Origin of the sequence: Methylobacterium sp. 4-46, assembly GCF_000019365.1 — a bacterium.
Lineage (GTDB): Bacteria > Pseudomonadota > Alphaproteobacteria > Rhizobiales > Beijerinckiaceae > Methylobacterium.
In genome coordinates, this window is record NC_010511.1 from 852,434 (window position 1) to 865,657 (window position 13,224).

11 protein-coding genes are annotated in these 13,224 nt (G+C 70.2%); 6 read left to right on the forward strand and 5 right to left on the reverse strand.

Annotation, left to right across the window (positions count from 1 at the left end; all coding sequences use genetic code 11):
- Positions 1-153 precede the first annotated feature (153 nt).
- The gene (locus M446_RS03630; RefSeq protein WP_012330719.1) at positions 154-2,397 is read left to right on the forward strand and encodes a methyl-accepting chemotaxis protein; all 2,244 of its coding nucleotides are present in this window, start codon (positions 154-156) and stop codon (positions 2,395-2,397) included.
- A 281-nt stretch (positions 2,398-2,678) separates the two neighbouring features.
- The gene (locus tag M446_RS03635) at positions 2,679-2,990 is read left to right on the forward strand and encodes a hypothetical protein (RefSeq protein ID WP_012330720.1); all 312 of its coding nucleotides are present in this window, start codon (positions 2,679-2,681) and stop codon (positions 2,988-2,990) included.
- Positions 2,991-3,091: 101 nt separating this feature from the next.
- Here M446_RS03635 and M446_RS03640 read toward each other — a convergent pair whose 3' ends face one another.
- Entirely contained in the window at positions 3,092-3,805 is a 714-nt protein-coding gene (locus M446_RS03640; protein WP_012330721.1) for a sigma-70 family RNA polymerase sigma factor, read from the reverse strand.
- 483 nt (positions 3,806-4,288) lie between these two features.
- On the opposite strand from M446_RS03640, the gene M446_RS03645 reads away from it, so the two are divergent.
- Entirely contained in the window at positions 4,289-4,714 is a 426-nt protein-coding gene (locus M446_RS03645) for a MerR family transcriptional regulator (protein ID WP_012330722.1), read from the forward strand.
- Positions 4,715-4,842: 128 nt separating this feature from the next.
- On the opposite strand, the gene M446_RS03650 is transcribed toward M446_RS03645, so the two are convergent.
- Positions 4,843-5,115: a hypothetical protein gene (locus M446_RS03650; protein WP_012330723.1), complete on the reverse strand. Its 273-nt coding sequence runs from the start codon at positions 5,113-5,115 to the stop codon at positions 4,843-4,845.
- A 376-nt stretch (positions 5,116-5,491) separates the two neighbouring features.
- Between M446_RS03650 and M446_RS03655 the strand changes: the two genes are divergently transcribed.
- Complete coding sequence (locus tag M446_RS03655) at positions 5,492-7,534, forward strand: D--3-hydroxybutyrate oligomer hydrolase lipoprotein transmembrane (protein WP_018262610.1); 2,043 nt, start codon at positions 5,492-5,494, stop codon at positions 7,532-7,534.
- 632 nt (positions 7,535-8,166) lie between these two features.
- Here the strand turns inward: M446_RS03655 and M446_RS37940 are convergent.
- Both M446_RS37940 and M446_RS37945 read right to left on the reverse strand, forming a co-directional pair.
- The gene (locus M446_RS37940; protein WP_012330725.1) at positions 8,167-8,409 is read right to left on the reverse strand and encodes a hypothetical protein; all 243 of its coding nucleotides are present in this window, start codon (positions 8,407-8,409) and stop codon (positions 8,167-8,169) included.
- 951 nt (positions 8,410-9,360) lie between these two features.
- Entirely contained in the window at positions 9,361-9,516 is a 156-nt protein-coding gene (locus tag M446_RS37945) for a hypothetical protein (protein WP_012330726.1), read from the reverse strand.
- 977 nt (positions 9,517-10,493) lie between these two features.
- Between M446_RS37945 and M446_RS39585 the strand changes: the two genes are divergently transcribed.
- Both M446_RS39585 and M446_RS03665 read left to right on the forward strand, forming a co-directional pair.
- Entirely contained in the window at positions 10,494-11,060 is a 567-nt protein-coding gene (locus M446_RS39585; RefSeq protein WP_236728926.1) for a phosphatase PAP2 family protein, read from the forward strand.
- A 216-nt stretch (positions 11,061-11,276) separates the two neighbouring features.
- Complete coding sequence (locus tag M446_RS03665) at positions 11,277-12,476, forward strand: IS256 family transposase (protein ID WP_012330728.1); 1,200 nt, start codon at positions 11,277-11,279, stop codon at positions 12,474-12,476.
- Here M446_RS03665 and M446_RS39435 read toward each other — a convergent pair.
- Positions 12,451-12,840: a DUF6538 domain-containing protein gene (locus tag M446_RS39435; RefSeq protein WP_322597453.1), complete on the reverse strand. Its 390-nt coding sequence runs from the start codon at positions 12,838-12,840 to the stop codon at positions 12,451-12,453. The two genes, M446_RS03665 and M446_RS39435, sit on opposite strands and share 26 nt — an antisense overlap.
- Positions 12,841-13,224: the final 384 nt, after the last annotated feature.

Below are 13,224 nucleotides of genomic sequence, written 5' to 3' on the forward strand. Positions count from 1 at the left end.
ACATAGGCCGCAATTAGGTGATATTTAACAATTCAGGCAGACCTAGTATTCATCAAATATTCGTGCCCCGAGCGGCCGGCCGGCGCCATGCCGGCAAGGTCCGCCCGCGTCGGAGCGCGATTCCGAGCCGCCCCCGTCACGAGGATCCGCCGCATGTCCGCCCTGCTCACGATCCGGCGCAAGCTGATCGCCACGGTGAGCCTCTTCCTGATCCCGATCGCCCTCCTCGCGGCCCTGTTCGTGAACCAGTCGCGCAAGGACATCAGCTTCGCGAGCCTGGAGCGGACCGGAACCGCCTACCTGCAGGCGGTCTGGCCCCTCTTGCGGGGCGGCGTCGCGCCGGACGGGCCGACGGGGGAGGCCTGGGCGGCCTTCGAGGCCGCGCGGGCCGCCCACGACGCCGCCACCGGCAGCGCGGAGGCGGCCCGCGCCCTCGCGGCGGCGCGCGGCCGGGAGCCCGCCGCCGTGGCGGCGGCGGCGCGCGGCCTGATCGGCAAGATCGGGGACGGCTCCAACCTGATCCTCGATCCGGACCTCGACTCGTTCTACGTGATGGACGCGGTCGTGGTGAAGCTGCCGGACCTGCTGCAGCAGGCCGGCGCGCTCGCGGCCCTCGCCCGCGCCTATCGGGGGGCGCCGACCCTGCGCCAGGACGAGGTGGCCCGGTTCCTGATCGAGCAGGGCAAGCTGCGGGCGAGCGCGGACGGCCTCCAGGCCTCCCTCGCCTCGGCCTACGGGGCGAATGCGGACGGGGCCACCCGGCGGGCCCTGGCGTCGCCCGCCGGCGCGGTCGCGCGGGCCGTGGAGGCGCTGGCGGCGCAATCGGCCGCACTGGCGGAGGCCTACGCGGCCCGCCGGCAGGCGGAGGCCGATCCCGCCCCCTTCCTGCGCGCCGCGGGCGAGGTCGTCGCCGCGGCCGACCCGCTCTGGCACGCGGCCGCGGCCGAACTCGACCGGCTGCTCGACGCGCGCGTCGCGGGCTTCCGCACCAGCCTCGTCGCGGCGCTCGGCACCGCCCTCTCGGTCACGGCGCTCGCCTACCTGCTCGCCTTCCTGCTGACGCGATCGGTGGTGGCGAGCCTCGCGCGCCTCGATCGGCGCGTGCGGGAGCTCGCCGACCTGTCCCTCGACGCCGCGGTGCCGGAGGCCGCGGGACGCGACGAGATCGCGGCCCTCGCCCGGGCGGTCGTCTATTTCCGGGACCGGACGGTGGAGAAGATCGCCGAGGCGACGAGCGACGAGCGCCGCCAGGAACTGGTCGCGCAGGAGCGCCGCTTCATGGCGCGGGTCGCCGAGCGGATCCGCGACACCGTGGGGGGCGGCGTGGCGCATTTCCAGGAGGTCGCCGACGCCATGCAGGGCGCCACCGCCAGCGTGCAGAGCCGGGCGACCGACACCCGCGAGCGCCTCGCCCGCTCGGTGGAGGACCTGAACGGCACCGCCGCCGACGTGTCGAGCGCGGCGAGCGCCGTGACCGAGCTGTCGGCCTCGATCGGCGAGATCGCCGCGCAGGCCGCCCAGTCCACCGCCGCGATGCAGGAGGCCCGCGCCAGGGCCGACGCCGCCCGCGGGCTGGCCGCCGAGCTCTCCGCCCTGAGCGACCGGATCGGCAGCGTCACCGGGCTGATCCACTCCATCGCCGCCCAGACCAACCTGCTCGCCCTCAACGCCACGATCGAGGCCGCGCGCGCCGGCGAGGCCGGCCGCGGCTTCGCGGTGGTGGCCGCGGAGGTGAAGGACCTCGCCGGCCAGACCACGAAGGCGACGGAGGAGATCGACCGGCAGGTCGGCAGCCTGCGCTGCGCCTCCGCGGAGGTGCTGGCGGCGGTGGACGGGATCGGCCACACGGTCGGGGCGATCACGCAGATCGCCACCTCGATCGCCTCGGCGGTCGAGGAGCAGAACGCCGCCACCGGCGAGATCAACCAGATGGTCCTGACCGTGTCGGACCGCACCCAGGCGGTGATAACCGGGATCGCGGCCCTCCCGGGCCTCGCCCGGGAGACCGACGCGCTGGCGACCCAGCTCGCCGGCATGGCCGTCGACCTCGCCCGCGAGGCGGATCACGTCGACGGCGAGGTCAACCAGCTGGTGAGGGAGATCGCCGACCGCCGGGCCGCCGCCCGCTACCCGTCCGGCGCCGCAATCTGGGTCACCGTCGACGGGGTGCGCCACCCGACCACCCTGCACGACATCAGCGAGTTCGGGGTGCGCCTCGACGCGATCGGCACGCCGCTCCCGGCCGGGACCCGCGTGGGGCTCGACCTCGGCGACGGCACCTCCCGGGCGGGGCACGTGGTCTGGAGCGAGCGGGGCATGGTCGGCCTGTCCCTCGCGCCCGGGCGCCTCGACGAGCGCACCGTCTCCAGCCTCGCGGCCCCGCGCCGGGCCGCCTGACGCCGCCCGCCAAGCCCCCGGGCGACGAAGGGTCAGGACCGACGAGGGCGCGGCGCCACCCGAATATCGGCCGCTCGCCGCAGGAGTTCCGACGTGTTCGGGCCCGCCGCGCAAGACGTTCCGGCCCTCCGGCGCCATGTTCGGCAGACCTGCGCGGCCGCTTCCCTCATAAGAATATCATAAACACGGCGCGGATCGGCGGGCGATTGCGGAACCATGGCGCGGGTCTCGCCTTGTTGCAGGCACGGGCTCCGCGCGGGCCTCTCGCCCGACAGGATGCCATGCCACGCACCGTGACGTGCCAGATCGTGGAAAAGGCGGCGGACGGCTTCGCCGTGGTCGGGGTCATGGCGCCGGACAAGCCGTTCCTGCGCGACGGCTTCGCCACGCGCGCGGAGGCCGCGGCGTGGATCGACGGCCTGCGGGAGATCATGGCGGCCTGCGGCGCCCCCGTGCGCCACCTCGACGACGGCGATCCCGACGGCCTCGCGCGGCGGCAGGAGGCGGCGCCCGCGCGCCGCTCAGGGACGCGCCGCGCGGCCTGCGCGCCGGCCCCCCCCTGCGCGAGGCTGCCTCATCCGACATCCGGTTGATGGCTTCGCCATCTCTCATCTCGGCCATGCGGATGTCGGCTTCGCTCAGGCGCCGCGCGGGCTGGTGATCCGGGACCTGCTTCGATCAAGCGGATCCCGGATCAGAGCGCGGCCGAGCGGCCCGACCGGCCGCCCTCGTAGCCGAGGGCCTGCGCCAGCGCCGCCCGCGCGCGGTTGACGCGGCTCTTCACGGTGCCGACCTGGCAGCCCATCAGCGCCGCCGCGGCCTCGTAGGTCAGGCCCTGCGCCCCCACGAGCAGCAGGGCCTCGCGCTGCGGGGTCGGCAGCTGGCTCAGCCGCATCCAGACGTCCCGCAGCTCGATGCCGTCCTCCTGGTCGGGCAGCGCGACCATGCGGGCGGCCTGCTCGCCGTCCGCGTCCTCCACCTCGCGCCGGCGCTTGCGCGCCACAGTGTAGAACTGGTTGCGCAGGATCGTGAACAGCCAGGCCTTCAGGTTGGTGCCGGGCGCGAAGCGGTCCTGGTTCTGCCAGGCCCGCAGCAGCGTCTCCTGCACGAGGTCGTCCGCCTGGACCACGTTCGCCGTCAGCGACACGGCGAAGGCGCGCAGGGCCGGGAGGGCCTCGAGCAGATCCTCGCGGAAGCGCGACGCCGGCTGCCCGTCCAGCGCCACCTCGAGCCGCGCGACCAGGTCGAGCAGCAGCTGGGGCTGGCGCTCGGCCAGGAGGGCGCCGTAGACGGCCTGCAGCTGCCGGCCGAGATGGGCGTGAACGGAGCGGGGCAGGAGCGGGCGCCCCTCGCCCGGGACCGCCGCTGCCCGGTCCCGCCCTGTCGGAGTGTCGTGGTCGAATGCCATGGTGCCTCTTACGCCCGCGTCGCGAGCAGATGCAGATCTCCGGGCTACGATGGCCCGGCTCTTGCCAAAGAGACCCTGAACGCTTCCTGTATAACAAGGCTAGGCAACGATAGGATTTTGGTTTCTGCAGTGTGATAGCTTCGCCTTGACAGCGAGGACCGGCTGATTTTCGCGCCCGCCCGGGCAGGTCGTTCGAGACTCTGCTTCAGGTCATCATCCGTCCCGGCTGGACCTGGCGGGCCCCCCGCATACTAACGTACAGTATTATGCGGCCGGGAACGCGACGCGGACGGGTTTCGCCGCGCACCTCGGACCCTATCCGGGTCGACGGCGCGCGCGAGGCGGCACGCGCGCGCGATCCGGACCGATGAGGCGCGACGCCGCGCCGCTCCGGCGGGTCCCCGCGCGCCGCGCCGGCCCCTCGCCCCGGCGTCGCTCCTGCGGCAATCTCGGATCCGTAGCTGTTACGGGAGTCTGCCGAGGATGCGAGATCGGGCGACGGAGGGGCTCACCATTGGGGCGCTGGCGACGCGCACGGGCGTTCATCTCGAAACGATCCGCTACTACGAGCGGATCGGCCTGGTGCCGCCGCCCGCCCGGTCGGCGGCGGGCCACCGGCGCTACGGCGGCGAGGCGGTGCGGCGCCTGATCTTCGTGCGCCGCTGCCGCGACCTCGGCTTCCGGCTGGAGAGCATCGGCGCGATGCTCGGCCTGGTGGACCGTCAGGCGGTGACCTGCGGCGAGGTCCAGGAGATCGTCCGCCACCACCTCGTGGAAATCCAGGCGAAGCGCGCCGACCTCGCGCGCCTGGAGCAGGCGCTGAGCGGCATGCTCGGGACCTGCCCGGGCGGCGACAGCGCCGAGTGCCCGATCCTGGACGCGCTGATGCGGGAGCCGGGGGCCGGCTGATCCGGGATGCGGTTGATCACTGCGGCTCCCGGATCACGCGCCCGCGCGGCGCGTGAGCGACGCCTCAATCCGCCAACCCGAAGGGATCAGGCGGATGGGGGATGAGGCGCCGCCCGGCGCCGTCGGCCTCACGCCGCCCCGGGCCCCTTCGCGGCGCCGCGCCGGATCGGGCCGGACCCGCGCGGGCGCGCGGGGGCCGCGCTGCCGGGCGGGTCGTCGCCGCCGACGCGGGTGCGCGCGCCGCGGGGGCGGTGTTCGGGCGACGGGACCTGCGCGACCAGCCCCTCGCGCCGCGGCGCGGCGCGCGGGGAGGCGGGACCGCCCTCGCCGCCGGGGGAAGCGCCCGCGACTCCGACCAGGCTCATCATCGCGACGGCGACGCGTGCTGTTGTGCCGATCATGACCGCGCTCCGGGATCGCCCGCGCCGCCGAGCGGCGCGGCGGGAGGCCCGATCAGACCTGTCGGCTCCCTCCCGATCCTTGCGCTGGATCAAGGGCGCCGCGGCGGGCCCTCACCCGGCGCCGCCCCCGGTGAACCGGCCGGCGCCGGACCTGCCGCGCGGGAGGCGCGCCCTGCCGTGGCGGGGGCGGCGCGTGGACAAGGCGGGGCCGCGGGGGCATTCTCCCCCCGGCCAAGCCGGATCCGGGCGAGGACGGCGCGTCCGCCGGACGGCGCGGTCCCGGGATCCCGGTCGCGGGCAGCACGTCGACCGTGCCCCGCGACGCGGCGCCAAGAAGGGACGGTCCCGCGAAGGACCGGTGGGAGGAGACATGACGATGCGAGGCAGGGCCGCCGCGGGCGCGGCGACGGCGATCCTGTGCGCCTGGACGGTGGGCGCGCGGGCCGAGAGCGGTATCCTCAGGACGCACTATGACGGGACCAGCAACGACCTCCTGACCGCCGGCCTCGGCAAGTCCGGTCTCGCCGGGCCGGCGCCGCAGCCGGCCGATCCGCTGCGCCCGACCGCCGAGGAGCTGCGGCGGCTCGCCATCTACAGCAATTACCGCGCCCTGATCGACCCGACGCCGGGGGGCGGCTACGGCACGCTCTACGGCCCCAACGTCGCGGCGGACGGCACCGTTACGGCATCGGAGGGCAAGATCGCGGGCGACGAGTTCATCGCCTACGAGCGGGCCGGGGACCGGCGCAGCCGGGTGACGATGCTGGTGCAGGTGCCCGACAGCTACGATCCGAGGCGGGGCTGCATCGTCGCCGCGCCCTCCTCCGGCTCCCGCGGCGTCTACGGGGCGATCGCCACGGCCGGCGAGTGGGGACTCAAGCACGGCTGCGCGGTGGCCTACACCGACAAGGGCACCGGCACCGGCGCCCACGACCTCCAGGCCGACACGGTCAACCTGCTGCGCGGCGAGCGCGCCCCGGCCTCCGCGGCGGGCGAGGCCGCCAATTTCGTGGCGCCGATCCCGGAGGTCCAGCGCAGCGCCTACGTGGCGGCGAACCCGCACCGCTTCGCGTTCAAGCACGCGCATTCGCAAGCCAATCCCGAGGCGGATTGGGGCCGCAACGTGCTGCGCGCGATCGCGTTCGCCTTCGAGGTGCTCAACGAGACATTCCGCACCGGGCCGCGGATCGGCAAGCACAACACGATCGTGATCGCGTCGAGCGTGTCGAATGGCGGGGGCGCCTCGGTGCGCGCGGTCGAGCAGGACGACGATCACCTGATCGACGGTCTCGCGGTCGGCGAGCCGAACGTGACGCCGCGCTACTCGCCGGCCTTCTCGATCGTCCAGGCCGGCGCGGCGCCGCTCTTCGCGCACAGCCGGCCGCTGATCGACACGATCACCCTGGTCAACGTCTTCCAGGGCTGCGCCAACGCCGCCCCGGAGAACGCCGCGGCCGGCCTGATCGCCCTGGTCCCCAAGGGCGACGGCCGCTGCGCCGAGTTGCGCGCGCGGGGGCTGATCGGCGCCGACACGCTCGCCGCGCAGGCGCGCGAGGCGCAGGCCGCGATCAACGCCGCCGGCATCCTGCCCGAGCAGAACCTCGTTCAGCCGGGCTACTGGTACGGCAACGTCCCGCAATCGATCTCGGTCACCTACGCCAACGCCTACGGGCGCTTCAGCGTGCGCGACGCGCTCTGCCGCTACAGCCTGGCCGCCGCGGCGCCCGGCGGCCCGCCGGTCCCGCTCGCGGGGGCGGGCGAGGCCCAGATCTTCGGGACCAGCAACGGCATCCCGCCGACCGCCGGCATCGTCCTGATCAACGAGGCGGCCGAGGGCGGGCCGCGGGAGGATCGCGGCTCGACGCCGGGCCAGAACCTGGAGGGCGCGCTCTGCCTGCGGGCGCTCGCGACCGGTCGCGACCCGGTCACCGGGGGGCAGCTCGCCGGCCCGCGCCGGGCGGAGGCCGAGCGCGTGGCGGCGGGCGTGCGCGAGATCCTGGCGGAGGGGCGGCTGCACGGCGTGCCGGCGGTGTTCGTCACCGGCCGCAACGACGGCATCCTGCCGCCCAACCACGCCTCGCGCGCGTATTTCGGCCTGAACTCCGTCCTGGAGGGCGCGGCGAGCCGGCTGCGCTACTACGAGGTGACGCACGCCCACCACCTCGATTCCTTCAACCAGTTTCCCGGCTACAACGAGCAATTCGTACCGCTGCACCGCTACTTCATCCAGGCGATGGACCTGATGTACGCGCACCTGACGCGGCAGCAGCCGCTGCCTCCGAGCCAGGTGGTGCGGACGACCCCGCGCGGGCCGGGCGCCCCGCCGATCACGGCGGCGCAGGTGCCGCCGATATCCGCCGCGCCCGCGCCGGACGCGCTGATCACCTTCGCGGCCGGGCAGGTGCGCATCCCGGAGTGAGCGATGGGGGCGGGCCGCGCGAGCGGCCCGGGCCATCCCGCGGGCCGGGACCATCGAGGTCCGGCAATCCTTGGGTGGCAAGCCCCGAATCGACGGACTTGGCCATGCCTCGAATGTTCGACTGGATCTTCTACGCCATCATGCGTCCGCCCCCCGCCCTGCTGCTCTGGGACCACCTGCGCAACCGCTGAGCTGCGCACCGGACCAGCGATCGTCCGAGCGCTCCGGGACGCGCGGCCGGGCCGCTCGCGCGGGGGGCCGGACCGCGTCATCGTCGCCCTGCCCGCACCTTAAGGTGTCACTGTTGGTGAGAATACGCCGCGGCGAGGGCTGCGGCGGCCCGGCCTCACCCCGTTCGCAGAATCGCCGGGTTGTCGCCTCTCCGGGCCTTGACCGCGCCTGCCTCGCCCAGCGCGGCCGCAGGCGGCCGCGCCTTCTCCCCATCCGGGGCCTCGCAGACGCTGGGCCGACCGGCTCGGGCCCAGCTCGGATGCTCCGCAGCGGCGTGACGGTGCGGAGGATCTCGGCGGTCATGCCCGGCACGGCGGCGAAGGCGCCGCGCGCCGGGGGCCGCACGCGCTGCATCGAGGGCGCGGGCGGCGCGATCCAGGACCGGATCCCCCCGCCCTCGGTCAGACATCGGTGCCGCCCGGGCGAGGCGGCTCATCGGCCTGCGCGCGGTCGTGCGGAACGTCGTCGCCGAAGCCGATGACGTGCGCCGCCGCGGCGCGGGCCTCGATCGCGGCGGCATCCGCGTCGAACTCGGCCGCCATGGCGGTCAAGGCCGCCACCGCAGGATCGTTCTGGTTGTACAAGTGCTTCGCGAGCCGACGGCACTGCTCGGCCTTCTCGCGAAAATACGCGGCGTCCTGCACGATCCTCACCTCGTCGAAGGCGAAGCTCGGCGCCTTTTCCGTGCGCCCGATCTAGCGCGCAAGGAACAATCGTTCACGCGCAAACATGCCACCAGCGTGGATATAGGCCATCATACCTAGACCCCCATCCGAAGCTTGCTCATATTTTACGTATCTATACAGAGCTTCATGCCGCCACATGCGCCGCATCTGCTTGCATCGCCGTCACCCGGCGGCGCGTGGCCGATCCCGCGAGGGCCGAGGCGCGACGGGCCGCGTTCGACCGGGGACGGCGCCCGGTCGTCCCGATGCTGCTCACGGTTGACTCGACCGGGATGGCTGCCCGCGAAGGCGCGCACCGCCGCGCCCGCGGCTCGGCTTCGGGGCGCGGCCCGCGGGTCGTCGCGCGGGATTCCGGGGCGCCGCCGCAGAGGCGTGATCCTGAGCTTAACCTTTGATATCGAAAGAATCTGAGCGCCATCCGGCGTCGCCTTGGATGCCGGCCTCGTTCCCTGCCGCGAGGGCACCGGCTCGTTCCGCCGGGCGTTCGTGTCGACGCGTTCTCCTCCCCACCGGCACCTCGGCGCAGCATGACTCGTAGGAACGGATGAGATCGAAGGCGCGCCGGCATCATTCGTAGCGTCGCGGTTGAGGTGCGCCGTCGCGAGAACCGTGCGGGTAAAGCGCACCGTATGGAGCAGGTCCTCCGGGAGCATGCGGCTGCGCAGGACCCGGCCGCGCCCGTCGCGCCACGTCTCGGTCGCGGCGTCGAACCAGCGCCCGCCCTGAAGGCGACCCGTTGCAGGTGAGGCCGCCCGCAGCCCTCGCAGCGCCCGCCGGCGCGCCGGAAGCGGATCACGTCGGAGAGCCGGGGCCAGTCGATCGGGTCGAAGCCGCGGTGCTCGGGTCGGATCGGCATCGGTGAGATCGGCGCCCTGATCGGCGCAGGCTACGGCGGAGTTCGTGATCCCGCTAGGCCGCCTTCCCGAACTCCCAGACGGTCACGCCGCGGCAGCGCCCGGGCTTGGCCTTGCACGAGGTCCAGAGGTGTGTCGTCAGGTACGCCTCTGCCAGCTCGAACACCGGGTAGGAGCAGGGCATCATCACGCCGCACCGGTCACCCCGCATAGCGCTCCGATCGCTTCTTTCCGCAAATTTCAACTGAGGGAGCCAGCCGAATGACCTTGCAATGCACGGAGAGGCGAGACATTATGGCAGATGAGGAAGAAAAAAGAAAAAGTGCATGTCCAGAATTGCTTGGTTCGTGGCCGGATTGCTCTGCACAAGCTCTGTTAATTCATATGCGCAAGAGAAGCCATGTGGCCCATTTTGTCAGGATTGCGTGGACCGCTTGAATATACCAAGAGACTCTAGCGGAAATCTAATATTCAAGATGTCTCCAGTCAGCAAGGCAACATTCAAGGAGTGCATCGCGAGTTCGATGCCGAATGGTGGCCCTCGCTCCAACGCTCGCACCTCAAATGCGAAGAAGCTCCGCGTTTTCTGAGTTTCAAAGCAGACTACAAGCCGGGGCACGGCGGCTGGCCGGGCGAGAGGGAGGCGAGGCCACGGCTCCACGCGGAGACAAGGCGCCGGGACCGGCCATCGGGTCGGCGGCCGGCATGGCGCCCCGATACTCGCCCGAGATCTGGCGGGGCTTGCCGCCGGTCCCGGCCTACGCGAGCCGCACCAGCAGGATCGCGGGGAGGTCGAGCGCCACATCCTGTGCGATCAGCCGCTACTCCACGACCAGGATCGCCAGGACGGTCTCGTCCTCATCGTGAATGTTGCTCACGCCACTGGCGAGATCGAAGCAGGGCGGATCAGGCCCCCTTCTACGCAGCCGGCGGTGCCCGGCTGCGCGCCTCGCGGTTGATAACAAGGCCATCAGCATTAGACAGCAAGCTACTTTTCTGCAAATCTTTGGGTGAAAATGAAACTCTGCTGCAGCGCAACGAGAAGCGTGAGGTAGCTCTGCGATGCTTACGACCATCGATAATTATTTCCTCAACTTGATGGGCAGATTTGCCGGACATAACGCATTGTTGGATAGATTTGTAATAAAATTCCTTGACTTGGATTCAGTAAAGTGTCTTCCTTTCATTATGTGTATTGTTTATTTCTGGTATCGCAAGTCTGATCGAAAGTCGTACAAAATCTTTGCTATCGGAGCAGTTATCAGCGTTTTCACAGCTATATTGACTTCTAGACTGACACAGAATCTTCTTCCAATGCGGCTGCGGCCTCTTCACTCAGGCGATTCTAATTTTATTGCTCCGATCGGAACTAAAATAGAGATATTTGAGCACTGGAGTTCATTTCCGAGCGATAGTTCGGCATACGCATTTGCACTCTCAACCGCGATCTGGTACGCTTCCCGATCATTGGGAAGCTTCTTTTATGCTTGGTCGATTTTCGTCATGTGTTTGCCTCGGATTTACGCTGGCTATCATTATGCAACCGATATCATCGCTGGGGCCATCATAGGCATTTCGACAGCTATGTTTGTAAGATTTCTTCTACCCATCAACACGATTTCAAGACGTGTTGAAGCTATATCGACAACCCACCCCGGCTTGTTCAACGTAGCGTTCTTTGTTCTGATGTTCCTACTTACTACTCAGTTCAGTGATATCAGGACGGCATTCGCCTCACTGTTTAAGGCGGCTTAAATCTCCGGTATGATCATGGTCCTGTGCCGCGCTATGCGCCAGCATCGGGGACGCGGGTCGTGTCCCTACTGGTGGTGTAGCTCGCCGGGAGCGAGAGAGCCCGCCTGCGCGCCCATCACAGCGCTGAAGCAGGCGGGATCTCTCGCGGGGTGGTCATCGGCGGTTGCCGGGTAGGGTGGGGTTGCTGGCACCAACCGCGAACCCGAGAGACCTCCGATGACCGACGAGATGATGAGCCTGCGCGGGCTGCTGGAGAAGAGCGCCGACGCGGACCTGCTGCGCGAGATGATCGGCTTTGCGGCCGAGCGGCTGATGGAGCTGGAGGTAGGCGGCCTGACCGGGGCGGCCCACGGCGAGAAGAGCGCCGAGCGGCTGGTCCAGCGCAACGGCTATCGTGACCGGGACTGGCAGACGCGGGCGGGCACGGTCGAGCTGCGCATCCCCAAGCTGCGCAAGGGCTCGTACTTCCCGGCTTTCCTGGAGCCGCGCCGCATGGCCGAGAAGGCACTCACCGCCGTGATCCAGGAGGCGTACATCCAGGGCATCTCGACCCGCTCGGTCGATGATCTCGTTCAAGCCATGGGCGGCACCGGCGTGTCCAAAAGCCAGGTCTCTCGGCTCTGCCAGGAGATCGACGAGCGCGTGGGCGCGTTCCTTGACCGGCCGATCGAGGGCGAGTGGCCGTCTCTCTGGATCGACGCGACCTCCGTGAAGGTGCGCCAGGACGGTCGTATCGTCTCGGTGGCGGTGATCGTGGCGGTGGGCGTGAACAGCGACGGGCGCAGAGAAGTGCTCGGCATGGACGTTGGCCCCTCCGAGGCCGAGACCTTCTGGACCGACTTCCTCCGGAAACTCGCCCGGCGCGGTCTGCGCGGCGTGAGGCTTGTGATCTCGGACGCGCACGAGGGCATCAAGGCCTCGGTTGCCAAGGTGATGAATGCCACCTGGCAGAGGTGCCGCGTCCCCTTCATGAGGACCGTGCTGGCCCACGCCGGCCGCAGCGGGCGGCGCGTCGTGTCGGCCTTCATCGCCACCGCCTTCGCCCAGGACGACGCGGAGGCCGCCCGTCAGCAGTGGCGGCGCGTGGCCGATCAACTCCGGCCCAAGGTCCCTAAACTCGCCGCCCTGATGGACGCGGCCGAACCGGACGTGCTGGCCTACATGGGCTTTCCCGCCCAGCATCGGGTCAAGCTGCACTCCACGAACCCGCTGGAGCGCCTCAACGGCGAGATCAAGCGGCGCACCGAGGTGGTCGGCATCTTCCCCAACGAAGCCGCGATCACGCGCCTTGTTGGCGCGATCCTGCTCGAACAGAACGACGAGTGGGCCGTCCAGCGCGCCCGCTCCATCACCCTGGAAAGCATCGCCCCCATCGGCGATGATCCCCTCGTCAGCCTGCCCACCCTGGCAGCCTGATCGTCCCGGCCCCAGTCGGTGATCGGGGTGACCACGCCGAAGCTACACCACGCCTGGGGACACGACCGCCACCTTGCCTCTGTGTGAGTCTCTGTGGCCCTTCACGGACCGAACGCCAGACCTTCTCCAAGTACGCCACAGCGACAGCCTGCCGTACCTTGGCCTCCACGGGGTCACGGGTGCGCAGCGACGTACGAACGTCCTTGGCCTTGTCCGAGATGACGAGGTGTACCTCCCCCTCCCCTATCGGGATGGTAAGCTTCATGCCTCGCACCTTCGCGGCTACGTCTGCCGGAATGCGCTGAACCAGTTGGTGGTAGGAGGAACCTGAACGCCTCATCGGGCGGGCCATCTGAAGGGGCATGTTGAACGCATCTGTTGAACAGCCAGATGCCAGCCAACCCACTCAGATCAGGATGCTTTTGAGGCGTCAACCACTTAGGGAGTGGTTGGTGCCCAGGAGAGAAGTCGCAAATCGTAATGAAATCAAAGGCGATGGAGCAAGGTGCGGGATTCCGCGGCCCTTTGAGGCGCAAGGGCAATTTTCGACGCTTCCCGCACCTTCTTGGGCGCGTAATGGGCAAGAGAGGGAACCTCTGGGTGGATGGGCTGACACAAGATCCGGCTGCAGCCGGAGCGGCGCTCGGGCTTCCAGAGCAGCACGTCGAGGCGCGGGCTGATGACCTAACGCGAGCCGTACCCGACCGCTTGGGCCCCCTCCCCTGCCCGTCCAGAGTTAGGCCCGCCG

Excerpts from the sequence above, each read along its gene's own strand:
- M446_RS03630 (WP_012330719.1), top strand. The coding sequence starts at position 154 with ATGTCCGCCCTGCTCACGATCCGGCGCAAGCTGATCGCCACGGTGAGC.
- M446_RS03635 (WP_012330720.1), top strand. The coding sequence starts at position 2,679 with ATGCCACGCACCGTGACGTGCCAGATCGTGGAAAAGGCGGCGGACGGC.
- M446_RS03640 (WP_012330721.1), bottom strand. The coding sequence starts at position 3,805 with ATGGCATTCGACCACGACACTCCGACAGGGCGGGACCGGGCAGCGGCG.
- M446_RS03645 (WP_012330722.1), top strand. The coding sequence starts at position 4,289 with ATGCGAGATCGGGCGACGGAGGGGCTCACCATTGGGGCGCTGGCGACG.
- M446_RS03650 (WP_012330723.1), bottom strand. The coding sequence starts at position 5,115 with ATGATCGGCACAACAGCACGCGTCGCCGTCGCGATGATGAGCCTGGTC.
- M446_RS03655 (WP_018262610.1), top strand. The coding sequence starts at position 5,492 with ATGCGAGGCAGGGCCGCCGCGGGCGCGGCGACGGCGATCCTGTGCGCC.
- M446_RS37945 (WP_012330726.1), bottom strand. The coding sequence starts at position 9,516 with ATGCGGGGTGACCGGTGCGGCGTGATGATGCCCTGCTCCTACCCGGTG.
- M446_RS39585 (WP_236728926.1), top strand. The coding sequence starts at position 10,494 with ATGTGTATTGTTTATTTCTGGTATCGCAAGTCTGATCGAAAGTCGTAC.
- M446_RS03665 (WP_012330728.1), top strand. The coding sequence starts at position 11,277 with ATGACCGACGAGATGATGAGCCTGCGCGGGCTGCTGGAGAAGAGCGCC.
- M446_RS39435 (WP_322597453.1), bottom strand. The coding sequence starts at position 12,840 with ATGCCCCTTCAGATGGCCCGCCCGATGAGGCGTTCAGGTTCCTCCTAC.